General features: G+C 67.4%; 17 protein-coding genes. 9 read left to right on the top strand and 8 right to left on the bottom strand.

The features are described from left to right. Positions 1 to 214: 214 nt before the first annotated feature. Complete coding sequence (locus ACRY_RS13775) at positions 215 to 601, top strand: YraN family protein (RefSeq protein WP_012039917.1); 387 nt, start codon at positions 215 to 217, stop codon at positions 599 to 601. A 53-nt stretch (positions 602 to 654) separates the two neighbouring features. Continuing rightward, entirely contained in the window at positions 655 to 2,688 is a 2,034-nt protein-coding gene (locus ACRY_RS13770) for a hypothetical protein (RefSeq protein ID WP_012039916.1), read from the top strand. Positions 2,689 to 2,694: 6 nt separating this feature from the next. Here ACRY_RS13770 and gabT read toward each other — a convergent pair whose 3' ends face one another. From gabT to ACRY_RS20270, 6 genes are read right to left on the bottom strand one after another with little or no spacing between them, the layout of a single operon-like run. After that, positions 2,695 to 3,975, bottom strand: coding sequence for a 4-aminobutyrate--2-oxoglutarate transaminase (gene gabT, locus ACRY_RS13765; RefSeq protein ID WP_007422200.1), 1,281 nt, complete (start codon positions 3,973 to 3,975; stop codon positions 2,695 to 2,697). Then, positions 3,972 to 4,652 carry a CoA transferase subunit B gene (locus ACRY_RS13760; RefSeq protein WP_007422199.1) on the bottom strand — a complete coding sequence of 227 codons (681 nt, stop codon included), beginning with the start codon at positions 4,650 to 4,652 and terminating at the stop codon, positions 3,972 to 3,974. Before ACRY_RS13760 ends, gabT begins: the two co-directional genes overlap by 4 nt. A 10-nt stretch (positions 4,653 to 4,662) precedes the next feature. Continuing rightward, the gene (locus ACRY_RS13755) at positions 4,663 to 5,364 is read right to left on the bottom strand and encodes a CoA transferase subunit A (protein WP_012039915.1); all 702 of its coding nucleotides are present in this window, start codon (positions 5,362 to 5,364) and stop codon (positions 4,663 to 4,665) included. Positions 5,365 to 5,388: 24 nt separating this feature from the next. Then, positions 5,389 to 6,561, bottom strand: coding sequence for an acetyl-CoA C-acetyltransferase (locus ACRY_RS13750; protein ID WP_007422197.1), 1,173 nt, complete (start codon positions 6,559 to 6,561; stop codon positions 5,389 to 5,391). Between the two features lie 56 nt (positions 6,562 to 6,617). Then, positions 6,618 to 7,679, bottom strand: a complete 1,062-nt coding sequence (locus tag ACRY_RS13745) for an alpha/beta fold hydrolase (RefSeq protein ID WP_231295265.1) — start codon at positions 7,677 to 7,679, stop codon at positions 6,618 to 6,620. Continuing rightward, positions 7,627 to 8,010 carry a hypothetical protein gene (locus ACRY_RS20270; RefSeq protein ID WP_231295264.1) on the bottom strand — a complete coding sequence of 128 codons (384 nt, stop codon included), beginning with the start codon at positions 8,008 to 8,010 and terminating at the stop codon, positions 7,627 to 7,629. The genes ACRY_RS13745 and ACRY_RS20270 overlap by 53 nt, the downstream gene beginning before the upstream one ends. 87 nt (positions 8,011 to 8,097) lie before the next feature. On the opposite strand from ACRY_RS20270, the gene ACRY_RS13740 reads away from it, so the two are divergent. The 6 genes from ACRY_RS13740 to ACRY_RS13715 all read left to right on the top strand — a co-directional run bounded on the left by ACRY_RS13740 (position 8,098) and on the right by ACRY_RS13715 (position 12,212). After that, entirely contained in the window at positions 8,098 to 8,868 is a 771-nt protein-coding gene (locus ACRY_RS13740; RefSeq protein WP_012039912.1) for a sulfite exporter TauE/SafE family protein, read from the top strand. 109 nt (positions 8,869 to 8,977) lie between these two features. Then, the gene (gene phaR / locus ACRY_RS13735) at positions 8,978 to 9,571 is read left to right on the top strand and encodes a polyhydroxyalkanoate synthesis repressor PhaR (protein WP_012039911.1); all 594 of its coding nucleotides are present in this window, start codon (positions 8,978 to 8,980) and stop codon (positions 9,569 to 9,571) included. 25 nt (positions 9,572 to 9,596) lie between these two features. Continuing rightward, positions 9,597 to 10,529 (top strand): NAD-dependent epimerase/dehydratase family protein, encoded by a 933-nt coding sequence (locus ACRY_RS13730; protein WP_012039910.1) that lies wholly within the window; start codon positions 9,597 to 9,599, stop codon positions 10,527 to 10,529. 91 nt (positions 10,530 to 10,620) lie between these two features. Then, entirely contained in the window at positions 10,621 to 11,097 is a 477-nt protein-coding gene (gene rplM, locus ACRY_RS13725; protein ID WP_012039909.1) for a 50S ribosomal protein L13, read from the top strand. Between the two features lie 2 nt (positions 11,098 to 11,099). Then, complete coding sequence (gene rpsI, locus ACRY_RS13720) at positions 11,100 to 11,591, top strand: 30S ribosomal protein S9 (protein ID WP_007424752.1); 492 nt, start codon at positions 11,100 to 11,102, stop codon at positions 11,589 to 11,591. Between the two features lie 156 nt (positions 11,592 to 11,747). Continuing rightward, the gene (locus tag ACRY_RS13715; protein WP_007424751.1) at positions 11,748 to 12,212 is read left to right on the top strand and encodes a MarR family winged helix-turn-helix transcriptional regulator; all 465 of its coding nucleotides are present in this window, start codon (positions 11,748 to 11,750) and stop codon (positions 12,210 to 12,212) included. A 95-nt stretch (positions 12,213 to 12,307) separates the two neighbouring features. Here ACRY_RS13715 and ACRY_RS13710 read toward each other — a convergent pair whose 3' ends face one another. Both ACRY_RS13710 and secA read right to left on the bottom strand, forming a co-directional pair. After that, a complete protein-coding gene (locus ACRY_RS13710; protein ID WP_231295263.1) occupies positions 12,308 to 12,793 on the bottom strand; it encodes a DUF2380 domain-containing protein in 486 nt (161 codons plus the stop codon). Positions 12,794 to 12,842: 49 nt separating this feature from the next. Further along, on the bottom strand, positions 12,843 to 15,575 hold the full coding sequence (secA, locus tag ACRY_RS13705; protein ID WP_043509192.1) for a preprotein translocase subunit SecA: 2,733 nt from the start codon (positions 15,573 to 15,575) through the stop codon (positions 12,843 to 12,845). A 269-nt stretch (positions 15,576 to 15,844) separates the two neighbouring features. Here secA and ACRY_RS13700 point away from each other — a divergent pair, with 269 nt between their 5' ends. After that, positions 15,845 to 16,780, top strand: coding sequence for a peptidylprolyl isomerase (locus ACRY_RS13700; protein WP_012039907.1), 936 nt, complete (start codon positions 15,845 to 15,847; stop codon positions 16,778 to 16,780). The last annotated feature ends 1 nt before the right edge of the window (position 16,781 follow it).

Here is a 16,781-nt window from a genome sequence, read left to right as displayed (position 1 = left end):
CCGTTCTCACTTTTAAAACACGAACTTGTTCCAAATGCGGAGCCTAATTTTCAATCCGTTTCTATCAGAAATAGATCGGGACGCAAAATATTATCGGCATACTAAATTCTGGGCATGAACCTCGATTATCCTGACATCGGACCGAATCGTCATGGCTATGGCATCTGAAAAATTGCATATGCCGTATTCTTATTAATTTGTCGAGACAATCGGTGTGAGAAACGAATCTGAAAGACGGGCAGCCGCCCGTCGGCGGGCCGAGCATCGAGGGCGCGATGCCGAGAGGCGTGTCGCCGGATGGTACGCCGCACAAGGCTTTGTTGTGCTTGCGCAAAGGCTGCGCACGGCGGCGGGCGAACTCGACCTCGTGGTGGCCGACCGCACAACGCTCGTCTTCGTGGAGGTAAAGGCACGGAATGCTCTGCGGTCCGCGATCGAATCGGTTGCGCCGCGCCAGCGCCGGCGTCTTGTCGCCGCGGCGGCCATCGTCCTCGCCGGCCAGCCGGACTGGGGGCGAGCGGAGACACGTTTCGACGTTGTGCTGCTCGTCGGGGATGACGTGCACGCGATACGCGACGCGTTCCGCGCCGATGATCCCTGACCTGTTTGGCCGAGCGGCCCGGGAACGGCTATAAGCCTCTCATGAGTGATCCCATGCCCGAGCCGGCCCGGCTCACCGGTACCCGCGCAGACATGCCGGTGAGTGCCGAACTGCGTCGGAACGTGGCGTTCTGGATGCTTCGCGAAATGGAATGTCGCCTTGGCGAGGCGCGGTCGGACCTCGTGATCGACTTCGCGGCCCGCCGAACGACGATCGATGAAGCCGCGGGGGCGGCCGTTGCGCGCGTTGCCGCGAGACTGGCCGGCGAATGGATGCTCCTGGCGCGCGCGGGCGTTCCGCTTCCTCTGGCCGGACTTGCGGCTGCGCGCGTCGCGGCCCAGTTCGCGGAAGCCGAACATCTGACCCTGCCAGACGGCATGGGCTGGGCAGCGACGATGGCGGCGGAACTGCCGCCCAGTGCCGCCAGCTTGGCAGATGTGTCGCGCCGTCTGGCGGACTATGTGGCCGGCGCCGGGGCGGCCGTGGCGGACGAGGCGGCCATCGCGAGGCTGCGCGCCCTATGGCCGGTGATCGGGATCGCCGAGTCGATCATGGAGACGGGGGGCGACATCCGTCTGATGCGCGATCCCCAGAGCGATCTGAACGGCTATGGTTGCAGCCATCGGCCCCGCCCCTGGGCGGTGACCTTTGCCTCGTCGACCGCATCGTCGGTCTCCGAACGGGGATACGAAGCGGCGGACCGCCTCCGGCTGAAGATCACGGCCGCGATGCTGCTGGAGGGTACGCGTCGCCCGATCGAGCGTCAGGCCATTGCGGTAAGGCGGACGATCGGCCGCGATTTCGGCCTTCCGCGCGGTGGAGCCGTCGTGCTTGCGGCTTCCGGCACCGATAGCGAATTGCTGGCGCTGGCGCTGAGCCATCTGCCGGACGCGGTGCGCCCCATCACGACCATCCTGCTCGCGCCCGAGGAGACGGGAAGCGGCGTGCCGATGGCGGCGGTCGGGCGGCATTTTGCGATCGATACGGCAAACGGGCATGACGTTTCTCGCGCGGCACCCATCGAGGGCTTCCGTCCGGATACCGAACTGGTTTCGATTCCGTTGCGGGACGAACGCGGCGCTCCGCGTCATCGCGATGCGGTCGAGGCGGAGATCGTCGCAGCTGTCGAGGCCGCCGTGGCATCAGGCCGGCGCGTGATCCTGCATGCGCTCGATCTGTCCAAGACCGGCCTGCTCGCACCATCGATGGCGTTGCTGCGGCGGCTGAGGGCCCGCTTCGGCGACAGTCTGGATATCGTCGTCGATGCCTGTCAGCTGCGGATGGCCCCGGCGCGGATCCGCGCCTATCTCGGCCTTGACGCCGTCGTGCAGGTGACCGGCTCGAAGTTTCTCACCGGCCCGCCCTTTGCGGGGGCCGCGCTGATTCCGCCGGCGATCGCCCGGCGGCTGGGGCGCGGCAGGCTGCCCGCGGGGCTTGAGGCCTATTTCAGCCGGGGCGAATGGCCCCCCGCGGCAAAGGCGGCGCGGGCGCTTCCGGAGGGCGCCAATTACGGTCTGCTGTTGCGCTGGCGGGCGGCGCTCGCCGAATTCAGGGCGCTCGCCTCTGTGTCGGATGCGCGCAAGGCCGAGGTGATCCTGCGCTTCCGCAAGGCAGTCGAGGCGGCGGTTGCCCGTCATGATGTCTTCGTGCTGCAGGATGTGCCCGATCCGGCGCGCGAGGGCGAAGGATGGGATACGCTGCGCAGCGTCTTTGCTTTCGCCGTGCGCGCGCCAGGGGCGGCGGAACGCCTGCTCGACCCGGCAGCGGCCCGGCGGCTTTATCACTGGCTGAATGCGGATTGCGCCGCCCTGTTCGACACCGCCGCCGAGCGGCGCGTGGCGGCGCGGATCTGCCATATCGGCCAGCCTGTCGCCCTGCCGGACGGCGCGGGCGGGCAGGTCGGCTGGCTCAGGGTCTCGGCGGGGGCGCGGCTGATTTCCGGCGAGCCGTCGCATCGCGGCCTTGCCACCGAGCGGCGCCTTGCGCGCGAAATGGCGGACCTCGCACTGGTGTTCGACAAGATCGCGCTGCTGCGCGCGCACTGGGAGCGGGTGGCCGAGGCCGACCCGCGCCCGTGTTACCGATAGGCCGGCTCAGCCGGCGAGGGCGGCTTCCAGCGCGTCCATCCCCTCGCCCAGAACCGTGTCGCTCACCGTCAGCGGCACCAGCAGGCGGATGGCGTTGCCATAGACGCCGCAGGAAATCACGATGAGCCCGTGTTCGCGGGCGCGCGCGATGACCTGCTTCGTAGTGTCGGGGTCGGGCTCGTAGCTGCCGCGCTGCCTGACGATGTCGAAGGCGATCATCGCCCCCGGACCGCGGATCGCGGTGATCGGCGCCACATCGTTGCGCGAGGCGATGCGTTCCAGCCGGCTCTTCATCGTGGCGCCGATCGCATTGGCGCGCTCCACCAGGTTTTCATCCCGGATGACGTCGAGCACGGCAAGGGCGGCGGCGCAGGCGAGCGGATTGCCGGCATAGGTGCCGCCGAGGCCGCCGGGCTCCGGCGCATCCATCACCGCGGCGCGGCCGATCACGCCGGAGAGCGGGAAGCCGCCGGCGAGGGATTTCGCGATCGTCATCAGGTCCGGCTTGACGCCCGAATGCTCGATGCCGAACATCTTCCCGGTGCGGCCGAAACCGGTCTGCACCTCGTCGACGATCAGCAGGATACCGTGGCGGTCGCAGATCTCGCGCAGCGCCACCAGCAGCTCGGTCGGCGCCGGGATGAACCCGCCCTCGCCCTGGACAGGCTCGATCACGATGGCGGCAACGCGCTCGGGCTCGATATCGGCACGGAACAGCATGTCGATGCCGCGGATACTGTCGGCCACGCTGACGCCGAAGGGCTCGTACGGGAAGGGCGCGTGGTAGATCTCGGCCGGCATCGGCGCGAAGCGCTTCTTGTAGGGAATGACCTTGCCGGTCATCGCCATGGTCAGCAGGGTGCGGCCGTGATACCCGCCGGCGAAGGTGATCACGCCGGGGCGGCCGGTGGCGGCGCGGGCGATCTTGATCGCGTTTTCCAACGCCTCGGCGCCGGTGGTCAGGAACACGGTCTTGGCCGGCCCCTCGATCGGCGCGATCGCGTTGAGCCGTTCGGCGAGCGCCACGTAAGGCTCGTACGGCGTGACCTGGAAGCAGGTATGGGTAAAGCGGTCGAGCTGCGCCTTCACCGCCTCGATCACCTTCGGATGGCGATGCCCCGTGTTGAGCACCGCGATCCCGCCGGCGAAGTCGATATAGCGCTTGCCGTCCGCGTCCCACAGCTCGGCGTTCTCGGCGCGGGCCGTGTAGGCCATCGGGTGGCTGATGCCCACACCGCGGGCCACGGCGGCCTCGCGCCGCGCATGAAGGTCGGTATTCGTGCTCATTCCTCGATCTCCGCAGCGGCGGGGTTACGGTGCATCGTGCTGTGCACCACGAAATCGGCTTCGGTCGCGTCGCGGATCTGCTCGATCGTCACATCGTCGGGCTTGTCGACCAGGACGAGCGACGGGGATCGTGCATGGTCGACCTCGAACACCGCCATGTCGGTGACGATCATGCTGACCACACCCTTGCCGGTGAGCGGCAGAGTGCATTTCTTCAGGATCTTGGGCTCGCCCTTCGCCGTGTGCTCCATCAGCACGACGACGCGCGGCACGCCGGCGACGAGGTCCATCGCCCCGCCCATGCCCTTCACCATCTTGCCGGGGATCATCCAGTTCGCGAGATCGCCGTTCTCGGCCACCTGCAGCGCGCCCAGGATCGAAATATCGATATGCCCGCCGCGCACCATGGCGAAGGACTGGGCAGAATCGAAATAGCTCGTGGTCGGCAATGCGGTCACGGTCTGCTTGCCGGCGTTGATCAGGTCGGCGTCCTCCTCGCCCTCGTAGGGGAAGGGGCCGATGCCGAGCATGCCGTTCTCCGAGTGCAGCTGCACGGAGATGCCCTCGGGAATGTGGTTCGCCACCAGCGTCGGGATGCCGATGCCGAGATTGACGTAGAAGCCGTCCTTCAGTTCACGGGCGGCGCGGGCCGCCATCTGATCGCGTGTCCAGGGCATGTTTCCCTCCTCAGGCCCGCTCGCGGACGGTGCGTTTCTCGATGTGCTTCTCGACGTGCGCGAGCTTGACGATGCGTTTGACGTAGATGCCGGGGGTGACGATGTGGTCGGGGTCGATCGTGCCGGGTTCGACGAGTTCCTCGACCTCGGCGACCGTCACTTTCGCGGCGGCAGCGCAGATCGGATTGAAGTTCCGCGCCGTCTTCCGGTAGACGAGATTGCCCTCGGTATCGCCCTTCCAGGCATGGACCACGGCGAGATCGCCGAAAATGCCGCGTTCCATCACGTAGTGCCGGCCGTCGAACTCGCGGGTTTCCTTGCCTTCGGCAACCTGGGTGCCATAGCCGGTGGCGGTGAAGAAGGCCGGGATGCCGGCACCGCCGGCGCGGATGCGCTCGGCCAGCGTGCCCTGCGGGTTGAACTCGATCTCCAGCTCGCCGGCGAGATACTGCCGGGCGAAGGTGGCGTTCTCGCCGACATAGGAGGAGATCATCTTCTTCACCTGCCGCGTGTCGAGCAGGATGCCGAGACCGACCCCGTCGATCCCGGCATTGTTGGAGACGATGGTCAGGTTGCGCACCCCGCTCTCGCGGATGGCCTCGATCAGCGCCATCGGCACGCCGCACAGGCCGAAGCCGCCGGCGAGGATGGTCATGTCGTCGCGCAGCAGACCGGCGAGCGCCTCGACGGCGCCGGAATAGACCTTACGCATCCGGTTGGTTTCCTCCCTGGTGTTTCAGCGTTCGACGCACATGGCCACGCCCATGCCGCCGCCGATGCACAGCGTGGCGAGCCCCTTGCGGGCGTCGCGCTTCTGCATCTCGAAAAGGAGCGTGGTGAGCACCCGCGCGCCCGAAGCGCCGATCGGGTGGCCGATGGCGATGGCGCCGCCGTTCACGTTGACCTTCGCCGGGTCGAGATTGAGGCCCTTGTTCACCGCGCAGGCCTGTGCCGCGAAGGCCTCGTTCGCCTCGATCAGGTCGAGATCGGCGACCGACCAGCCGGCGCGGGCGAGCGCTTTCTGCGAGGAGGGGATCGGCCCGGTGCCCATCACCGCGGGATCGACGCCGGCGGTGGCGAAGCTGGCGATGCGGGCCAGCGGCGTCAGGCCGCGCTTCGCCGCTTCCTTCGCCGACATGACGACGAGGGCGGCGGCGCCGTCGTTGATGCCGGAGGCGTTGCCGGCGGTCACGGTGCCGTCCTTCGAGAAGGCGGGCTTGAGCTTCGCCATGCTCTCGGCCGAGGCGTCATGGCGGATGTATTCGTCATCGGCGATCACGACCTCGCCCTTGCGTGTGACGATCGTCACCGGCGCGATCTCGTCGCGGAAGCGGCCGGACTTCTGCGCCGCCGAGGCCTTCTGCTGCGAGGCGAGGGCGAGGGCGTCCTGCTCCTCGCGGGTGATCTGATAGGACCGGGCGACGTTCTCGGCGGTGGTGCCCATGTGGTAGCCGTTGAAGGCATCCCACAGCCCGTCCTTGATCATGGAGTCGATGAACTTGACATCGCCCATCTTGGTGCCGGCCCGCAGATGGGCGACATGGGTGCTGAGCGACATGCTCTCCTGGCCGCCGGCGATGACGATATCGGACTGGCCGGACATCACCTGCTGCGCGGCCAGCGCGACGGCGCGCAGGCCGGAGCCGCAGACCTGGTTGATGCCGAACGCGGTCTTGGCATCCGGGATGCCGGCATTGCGCGCGGCCTGGCGGGCGGGGTTCTGGCCCGCGCCGGCGGAGAGCACCTGGCCGAGGATCACCTCGTCGACCTCGTCGGCGGAAAGTCCGGCACGCTCCATGGCGGCCCTGATGGCAACCTCGCCCAGCACATGCGCCGGGGTGGCGGCAAAGGCGCCGTTGAAGCTGCCGACCGGCGTGCGGGCGGCCGCGGCGATGACGATGTCGTCCATTGTGCTCCTCCTCTCGGTTCCGTGCGGTGCAGCATAGACCTTTGCCGCCGCAAGGGCTACAGCCCGGCCACCCATTCGCCGAATGGTTGCCATAGGGCTTGCGGCGCGCTCATGCCGGCGATCATGCCGATGTGGCCGGCCTTCGGCGCGATCACCGTAGCGTGCGGAACGACCGTGGCGAGGGCGGCGGCGGAGGCCGGGGGCACCAGCCGGTCGCGCGCCGGTGTCGCGATCAGGGTGGGACAGGTGATGGCGGCGGGGTTCACCGGCAGGCCGGCGATGCGCCATGCGCCCTGCGCGGTCGCGTTCTCGCCATACCATCCGCCAAGGGTTTCCCGCGCCACCGGGGCGGCGAGCGGCACGCCGTCGTTCAGCCAATCCTCGAGCGCAACGAAGCGGACCGCGCGCGGGCTCGCGGGGTCGAGGGCGGCGAATGCGCGGTATTTCGCGGTGACGCCGAACGGATCGAGGGTTGCGAACAGCGTCTGCAGAGCGTCGATCGGCACTGTGCCGGTGGCCGCCATCAGCGGTTCGAGGATGGGCAGGCTGGTGGCGAGGCTGCGCGCCGCCTCCTCGTCCTCGGCATGGAAATCCCACGGCGTCGCCAGCAGGGCGAGGGCACGGATACGCTCCGGCGCGCGCAGGGCGGCGGCCAGGGCCAGCAGCCCGCCCATGCAGTAGCCGACCAGGACGACCGGGCCGGCCACCGCCTCCAGCGCCCGTTCAAGGCGGCCGGCGACATAGTCGGTCAGCGTGAATTGCCGTTCGATGGCGCCGGGCCAGCCCCAGTCGAGCAGCAGCGGATGGGCGCCATGCGCCGCGAGAAAACGCAGGAACGAGGCGTCCTCGGCGAGATCGAGGATATGGGCGCGGTTGACGAGGCTGGGGACGAAGAACAGCACGGGTCCGGTGCCGCCGTAGTCGAGCAGACGCGAAGAGCCCTCGGCCCATACGGCAGGCGGATCGGCCAGGGTGCGGCGCCACGGGTGGCGGCGATAGGCGGCGATGCCGGCGAGCAGGGCGGCATCCTGCGCAAGGGCCTCGCGCACCACCGCCGCGGCGAAATCAGGATCCGCCAGACTGTCCGTCGCGTTCCAGTGCGGCCAGACGTGCCTCAAGTTCGGCAATGCGGCGATGGAGGCGTTCGACCGCATCGCCGCCAGCATCAGGTGCAGCAGGAGAGGACGCGGGCCGCGGCGCTCCATCGGGCCGGGCGCGTCGGGGCGGGTCATGGCGGGACAGCGCCTCGGCCGTGCCGATCGCGGCGGTCGCGGCGCCGGCCCAGAGCGTCATCAATCCGGTCCAGCCCTCGCGCCACTCGCGATCCTGCGCGAGGGCGGTCAACTCGCTCTGCCAGAGCGTGATCCAGTCGCGCGCAAGCTCGCCGAGGCGCGATTCGGCGTTCGGAGGTTCGGCTTCGTGCTTGTCGCCCTGTCCGGCGTCTGTCATGAGGCATCCTGGCAACCGCGCTATACCGAGGATTTTCTAGCGCGAAAGGCGTCCCTTCTGCCAGTGGTCGCCTGACAAGGAGTGGCCATGTCGCCGGCATTCGTGCTCACCGGGTTCGTCGTCGGCCTGCTCATCGGGCTCACCGGCGTGGGCGGCGGATCGGTGATGACGCCGATCCTCGTTCTGCTCTTCGGCATCCGCGCCTCCACCGCAATCGGCACCGACCTGCTGTTTGCGGCCTTCACCAAGGCGGTCGGGACCGCGGTTCACGGCGCGAACCGCACCGTGGCGTGGCCGGTGGTCTGGCGCCTTGGCGCCGGCAGCGTGCCGGGCGCCGCGCTGGCGATCCTGCTGCTTGCCCGCCTCGGCGTTCACGGTGCCGCGGCGAACCGGCTCAGCCTGCTGCTGCTCGGCGCGATGCTGCTGTTCGCGGCGGCTTCGCTTGCTGTGAAGCCCTGGGTCACGCATCGCGGCGCCGGCGGATTGCATCGTGCGCCACCGGCATGGATGACCATCGCTCTCGGGATCGTGCTGGGCGTGACGGTGACGCTCTCCTCGGTCGGCGCCGGCGCGCTCGGCACGGTCGCGCTCATCTATCTCTACCCGCGGCTGTCGATGCGGGAGGTGGTCGGCTCCGACATCGCCCATGCGCTGCTGCTGACGCTGGTTGCCGGGTTTGGCCGGCTCTGGCTGCACGGAATCGATGCGCCGATGCTCGGCGCCCTCCTCGCCGGATCGCTTCCCGGCGTCGTGATCGGCAGCCTGTTCGTGAAGCGCGCCCCCGAGCGCCTGCTGCGGTTGCTGCTCGCCGCGATGCTCGGCCTGGTCGGACTGCGGATGCTCCTCGAACTGGCATGAGGCGGTGCTGGCCTTTGCCGTTCGTCTCTGTCATGGTGTTGCATTGCAAACTGCCGAATCAACGGCGACCGGATTCCACGCCTTGCGACGAGGGGAAAGGGCGAAGAAAATGCCTCAGACGCCGGACGGCACCAAGCCGATCGTCATCAAGAAATACGCCAACCGGCGCCTGTACAATACCGAAAGCTCGACCTACATCACGCTCGAAACCCTTTCGGAAATGGTGCGGGAAGGGCGCGATTTCGAAGTATTCGACGCCAAGACGGGCGAGGACATCACCCGGGCGGTGCTCACCCAGATCATCGTCGAGGAGGAGAGCAAGGTTGGCCAGGCCATGCTGCCGACCAATTTCCTCCGCCAGCTTATCGGTCTGTACGGAAACAACATGCAGGGCGTCGTGCCGCGCTTTCTCGAGCAGGCGATGAGCCAGTTCAGCCGCCAGCAGTCGCAGATGCGCGCGGCGATGCAGCAGACGATGGGAAATTTCATCCCCCCCGGCATGGAAGAGATCGGCCGCCAGAACATGGCGATGATGGAACGGGCCATGAGCCTGTTCTCGCCGTTCGGGGCGCAGGGCGAGGCATCCGCCGCCGGTGCGGACGATCATGGCGCCGCCGAGGAAATCGAGACCCTGCGCGCCGAGGTCGAGAGGCTGCAGGCGGAACTTGCCGCGCTCAGGGCGAGGGCGCCGAAGCGGGCGTGACGACGTCCCGCCGACGGAACGGCTCATGAGCGAACGGACGGTACTGGTCAGCGGGGCCGCCGGGTTCATCGGCCGGGCGGTGACTGCCCGCCTTGCCCTGTCGGGCGCGGAAGTCGTCGTCGCGCTGCGTCGCGCGCGCGCGGTGCCCGGGGCGGCGCGCGCGGTCGACGCCGGGGACCTTGCCGCCCCCGCTCCCGCCCTCGTCAACGCGATGCGCGGGGTCGGCGCGGTGGTTCACGCGGCGGGACTGGCGCATCGCACCGGCGTTGATCCGGCGGCGCTGGCGGCGGCGAATGTGACGGCGGCCCGCCGGGTGGCCGAGGCCGCGGTCGCGCGCGGGGTGCCGCGCCTGGTTCTGGTTTCCTCGGCGGCGGTGTTCGGCAAGCGGCGGGACGAGATGTTCGACGAGATCAGCGCCCCCCGGCCGGACGACGCTTATGCCGCAAGCAAGCTCGAAGGCGAGGCCGCCGTGCGGGCGGCGGTGGCCGGCAGCGCGACGCGGCTGGTGATCGTGCGGCCCTGCGCGGTGATCGGGCCGGGATGTGCCGGCAACATTCCGCGACTTGTCCGGCTGATCCGCCGTGGCTTGCCGCTGCCCTTCGGCGCCATCAGCAATGCCCGCAGCTTCATCGCGGTGAACGATCTCGCCCTCCTGATCGAGCGGGCGGTGAGCGCGGAAGATCCGCCGGACTGCGTGATCGGCGCGCATCCCGAGCCGGTTTCAACGACAGGGCTGATCCGCGCGCTGGGCCGTGGCCTCGGCCGGCGGGTCACGCTGCTGCCGTTTCCGCCCTCATGGCTGGGCGCGGCCGCACGCATGGCCGGGCAGGGTGAGTCGTGGCGAAGCTTCGCCGGCTCGTTTCATGCCGATGTCGCCCTTGCCAGGGATTCCCTCGGATTTTCGGCATCCACGCCGGTGCCGACGGCCCTGGAAGCGACCGCGTCCGCTTTGCGGTAATCGGTTACCGCTCACTGATCCGCTTGACGCGATGGCGCATTTCGCGCATACGCGCCGCCATCGTATGGATGATGTCACGAGGACTCCCGTCATGAAGACCACCGTTTCGCTGAAACCGGCGGACGTGCAGAAGGACTGGGTGCTGATCGACGCCGACGGGCTTGTGCTCGGCCGGCTCGCCGCCCTGATCGCCAATCGTCTGCGCGGCAAGCACAAGCCGCAATTCACCCCGCATGTCGACTGCGGTGACCACATCATTGTCGTCAACGCGGAAAAGGTGAAGGTGACGGGCAAGAAGATGGACGATTCCGTCTTCTACTACCACACCGGCTATCCGGGCGGCATCAAGGGGCGGTCAATCCGCCAGCGCCTCGAAGGCAAGAATCCGGAAAGCGTGATCGAAAAGGCGGTCGAGCGAATGATCACCCGTGGACCGCTGCAGCGCCAGCAGATGAAGAACCTGCACATCTATGCCGGTCCGTCGCATCCGCATCATGGCCAGCAGCCGCAGGCGCTCGACGTCGCGGCGCTGAACCGCAAGAACACCAACCGTAACGCGAGGGCGTGAACATGTCCGGAACCGGTACGCTCGCCGATCTGAAGACCATCATCACCCCGACCGCCGGCACCGCCGCCGACGCCGAGGCCCCCAAGCGCGAGCCGAAGCGCGATGCGTTGGGCCGCTCCTACGCAACCGGCCGCCGCAAGGACGCGGTCGCCCGGGTCTGGATCAAGCCGGGTAAGGGCGAGATCGTGATCAATGGCCGCAAGGCGGCACAGTATTTCGCGCGGCCGGTGTTGCGGATGCTGATCACCCAGCCGTTCCTCGTCGCCGACCGCTACAATCAGTTCGACGTGATGGCGACCGTCACCGGCGGCGGGCTTTCGGGCCAGGCCGGCGCGGTGCGGCACGGCATTTCCCGCGCGCTGACCTATTACGAGCCGGACCTGCGCGGCATTCTCAAGGCGGCGGGCTTCCTCACCCGCGACCCGCGCACGGTGGAGCGCAAGAAATACGGCAAGGCGAAGGCCCGCCGGAGCTTCCAGTTCTCCAAGCGCTGAGCGAAGCGGATTTCGGCATGCAGCCGCCCCGGCACCGTCCGGGGCGGTTCGTATTTGTGCCGTTTCCATTTTTTTGTCATTTAGGCTCTGGCGGTGGTGCACGGGGCGATTCGGAACGCGCCTGCCGATTTGGCAAAAGCAACGGGATCGGGTCAGATGGCCGCAGCGCGTGAGGGTTTCAGCAATCTGTGTCTGGGCGAGCAGCTCTGTTTTGCGCTCTATGCCGCGACACATGCGATCACGCGGGTATATCGCCCCCTGCTGGCCGAGTTCGGCCTGACCTATCCGCAATACATCGTCCTGCTCGTGCTGTTCGAGCGCGCCGAGTCCACGGTCAACGGCATTGCGGAGGCGCTCCGCCTCGATGCGGCGACGGTAACGCCGCTGCTCAAGCGTCTGGCCGAGGCCGGGTGGGTGTCACGGGAACGCAGCCAGGCCGACGAGCGCGTGGTTGTCGTCAAGCTGACCGCCAAGAGCCACGCTGCCGCCGCCCAGCTTTCCGCCGTGCAGCATAAGGTGCGCTGCCGCGCAGGTCTCGACGATCTGCAGTTTGAACGGCTGCGGACGGAACTCATCGACCTTACGCAAAGGCTCAGTGTCGAGGTCGAAGAGCCTGCGTGATCGCGGGACTCCGGCGCTCGTGCCCGGCATGACGACGGGCATCGGGCGCAATATCGGGCAATAGGCAGGGCCTCCCCTGGCCAGCCTCAGGAAAATCAGTGCGGCAGATGGCGTTCGATGGCTGTGGCCATCCGGTCGGCCACGCGGTCGAGCATGATGTGGTCGTCGGATTTCACTTCGAAGGTTCTTCCCATCAACTCGCGCCCGGAACGCAGGTCGAGCAGATAGCCCTTCAGATAGACGATCAGATCGCTGACCCGGTGCAGGGTGCCGACGAAGAGGAACCGGGCGTGCGCCTTCCTCGCGGCGGTGGCGAGGCATTCCGGGCAGGTCGACGGATGATCGTAATCGTCGTTGATCGGCGCCATTCTCGCGCGCGTCTCCACGGTACCGACGGCCTTGACCGGACCGGCATGGTCGAGATCGGCCCGGATCCTGGCGGCGGCCTCATGCAGCCAAAGACGCTGGTCGGCGACGACGGCCGGCCTTTGGTCGGCCGCCGTGTCGAACAAGTCGATCGGGGCGACGAACACCGTCGCCCGCGGTGCAGCGGTTGCGGTGGGAACGATGCCGGCCAGCATCGAGGGCAGAAAGAGCGGTGCGGCAAGAAGAGGCCGGAGCCGCATCCGATCAGGTCACCCTGCCGTGGCAGTATTTGTATTTCTTGCCCGAGCCGCATGGGCAGGCGGCATTGCGCGGCGTGGACGCCCAGGTCTCCGGTCGGTTGGGATCAACCGATTCGGCCCGGTAGGTGCTGACCGCCATCTCCGGCGCGAGCGTCGGCTGCGGTTCCGCCAGGGCGACGCCGTCATACGGGCCGCTGGCGGGATGGCTGGTGAACATCGATGCCGGATCGAAGGCGGGCGCCGGTGCCGTGGCCGGGTCGGAGCCGAGTTCAACATGTGCGAGCACCGACGAGACCTGTTCCTTCAGGTCCTCGAGCATCGCGGTGAACAGGGCGAAGGCCTCGGCCTTGTATTCGTTGAGCGGGTCGCGCTGGCCATAGGCGCGCAGGCCGATGCCCTGACGCAGATGGTCAAGCGCGAGCAGATGTTCCTTCCAGAGATGATCCAGCGTTTGCAGCAGGATCGATTTCTCGAGGAAGCGCATGAAATCCGGGCCGAAATTGGCGGCCTTGGCGGCCATGTGGGCCTCGACCGCCTCGCTGATGCGCTCGCGCAGATGGCTCTCGTCGATGCCTTCCTCGGCGGCCCAGTCGACGACCGGCAGCTCCAGGCCGAACACGCGCTTCACGTCCTCGGCGAGTTCCGCGCTTTCCCACTGCTCGGCATAGGCCTTCTCGGGGATTCGCCGCTCGACCATCTGGGCGATCGTGTCGGCGCGCATTTCGCCGATCACATCGGCGACGCTTTCGGCGCGCATGAACTCGCGGCGCTGGGCATAAACCTCCTTGCGCTGGTTGTTCATCACGTCATCGTATTTGAGAAGGTTCTTGCGGGTGTCGAAGTTCCGCGCCTCGACCTTCTTCTGGGCCTTTTCGAGGGCCTTGTTGATCCACGGATGGATGATCGCCTCGCCGTCCTTGAGACCGAGCTTCTCCAGCATCGGGCCCATCCGGTCGGAGCCGAAGATCCGCATCAGGTCGTCTTCGAGGGAGAGGAAGAAGCGCGAGGCGCCGGGGTCTCCCTGGCGGCCGGAGCGGCCGCGCAGCTGGTTGTCGACCCGGCGGCTCTCGTGCCGCTCGGTACCGATCACGAACAGGCCGCCGGCGGCATGGACGATGTCGTGCGCCGCCTCGATCTCGGCGCGGATCTCCGCCTCGCGTGCCGGGCGGGCGGATTCGGGCAGCCTTTCGAGTTCGGTCTTCAACCGCATCTCGAGATTGCCGCCGAGCTTGATGTCGGTGCCGCGGCCGGCCATGTTTGTCGCGATCGTGACAGCACCCGGCGCGCCGGCTTCGGCGACGATCGCCGCTTCCTGCTCGTGAAACCGCGCGTTCAGCACGGCGTGGGGAATTTTCCGGCTGTTGAGCAGGTTCGAGATGATCTCCGATTTCTCGATCGAGGTGGTGCCCACCAGCACCGGCTGCTGGCGCTGGCGGCATTCCTCGATCAGCGCGGCGACGGCCTCGTATTTCTCGTCGGCCGAGCGGTAGACCTCGTCATCGCCGTCCTTGCGGGCGACCGGCACGTTGGTCGGGATTTCGACCACCGCGAGCTTGTAGATCTCGTCGAACTCGTCGGCCTCGGTCATCGCCGTGCCGGTCATGCCGGAGAGCTTGGGGTAAAGGCGGAAATAGTTCTGGAAGGTGATCGAGGCGAGGGTCTGGTTCTCGCGCTCGACCGTGACGTGCTCCTTGGCTTCCAGCGCCTGGTGCAGCCCGTCGGAATAGCGGCGGCCCTCCATCATGCGGCCGGTGAACTCGTCGATGATGATGACCTGGCCGTCCTTGACGATGTAATCCACATCGCGGGTGAACAGCGTGTGCGCGCGCAGCGACTGGTTCGTGTGATGCACCAGCGAGACGTTGAAGACGTCGTAGAGATTGCCCTCGGTGAGCAGCCCGGCCTCGGAGAGCATCTGCTCGACCCGCTCGGAGCCGAGCTCGGTGAGGTTCACCGTCTTGAACTTCTCGTCCTTGTCGTAGGTATCGGGGTCCTCGACAAGCTGCTTCACGATGCCGTCGACCTGGTTGTAGAGTTCGGTCGGCTCGTCGGAGGGGCCGGAGATGATCAGCGGGGTGCGGGCCTCGTCGATCAGGATCGAGTCGACCTCGTCGACGATCGCGTAATTGAAGTCGCGCTGCACCATGTCGGCCAGCGCGTATTTCATGTTGTCGCGCAGATAGTCGAAGCCGAACTCGTTGTTGGTGCCGTAGGTGATGTCGGCCGCGTAGGCGTCGCGCCGCGCATCGTCCTCCAGCCCGGGCACGATCACGCCTACGGACAGGCCGAGGAAGTTGTAGAGCTGGCCCATCCAGCCGGCGTCGCGTTTGGCGAGATAATCGTTGACGGTGACGACATGCACGCCCTTGCCGCTGAGCGCGTTGAGATAGACCGGCAGGGTGGCGACGAGCGTCTTGCCCTCGCCGGTCTTCATCTCGGCGATCTTGCCATCGTGCAGCACCATGCCGCCGATCAGCTGCACGTCGAAATGGCGCATGCCGAGCACGCGCTTCGCGGCTTCGCGGCAGACGGCGAACGCCTCGGGCAGCAGGCGGTCGAGGCTTTCGCCGGCGGCGAGGCGGTCGCGGAATTCGGAGGTCTTGCCCTGGAGGGCCGCATCATCGAGCGTGGCCAGGGCGGCTTCGTGGCCATTGATTTCGGCGATGCGGCGGCGATAGGCTTTCAGCGCGCGGTCGTTGCTGGTGCCGATGATGGCGCGGGCGATGCTTGAGAACATGTTGGAGCGAGCTTCCGGTCTATCCGCGAGTCTGAAACTGTCTGTCCCGAGTGGTCTGGGTGTGAAGGCAGCCCGCCCGCGCGCCATTCTGCGCGGCGGCCGGACTGCGGGCGCTGATCTGACATAAGAGTGTGCGCCGATCTGGTCAAATCAAGCATCGTTACGGGTGGGGGCATGGCCGCAAATGTAAGCGAAGCCGGAGGCGGGCGGGTTGCGGGCGATGCGCGCTTCAGTCATGGTGCGGCCGATTTCCACTAGGGACCAGCAGCATGAAGCGTTCTCTCTCAGGATATTCGGTCGGTTTCGCCTTCGCCGCGGTGATTGCGCTGGGGTTGGCCGGCCCCGCGCAGGCGGCCACCGGCGGCGATGCGGGTGCAGCGGCACCGGCGGCCGCAACCAAGGCCCAGCCCGCCGCGAAGGCGCAGAAGGACACGGTTGTCGCGATCGTCGATGGCCATGACATCCACCTTTCGGACGTCGCCAAGGCGGCGCAGGATCTCCCGCCGCAGTTGCAGAACGCGCCGCCGCAGGAGCTTTTCCCGGTGCTTCTCAACCGCCTCGTCGATGAGCGCGCCCTGCTGGTCAAGGCCCGCAAGGCCGGCACCGCCAAGGATCCGAAGGTGGCCGCCGAAATGAAGGCGGCAGCGGACCAGGCGCTTGAACGCGCCTATCTCCGCGCGCTGGTCGAGCCGAAGCTGACGGATGCGGCGGTGAAGGCCTATTACGACGCGCATTACGTGAAGGCGAAGCAGCCCGAGGAAGTAAAGGCGCGGCAGATCCTGGTGAAGACCCAGCAGGAAGCCGAGAAGATCATCGCCCAGCTGGGCAAGGGTGCGAAGTTCTCCGCCCTCGCGAAGAAGTACAGCATCGATCCCGGCGCCAAGAACGGCGGCGAACTGGGCTGGTTCACCAAGGACGAGATGGTGAAGCCCTTCGCGGATGCGGCCTTTGCCCTGAAGCCGGGCACCTACACCAAGACACCCGTTCATTCGCAGTTCGGCTGGCATGTCATCGAGAGCCAGGGCAAGCGCGAGAAGCCGGTGCCGCCGCTGGCGGATGTGAAGGACCAGATCCGGCAGCAGATCACCAACAAGGCGGTCACCGCCGCGCTGGAGGATGCGCGCAAGGGGCTGGATATCAAGCTCTTCAATCCGGACGGCACGCCGGTGCAGGGCGGCGCTTCCGCCGCGCCCGCGAAGAACTGAG

This window comes from Acidiphilium cryptum JF-5 (genome assembly GCF_000016725.1).
In the GTDB taxonomy this organism is placed as follows: Bacteria; Pseudomonadota; Alphaproteobacteria; order Acetobacterales; family Acetobacteraceae; genus Acidiphilium; species Acidiphilium multivorum.
The sequence above is the reverse complement of the archived record's forward strand: the minus strand, read 5'-3'. Positions and strand labels throughout refer to the sequence as shown.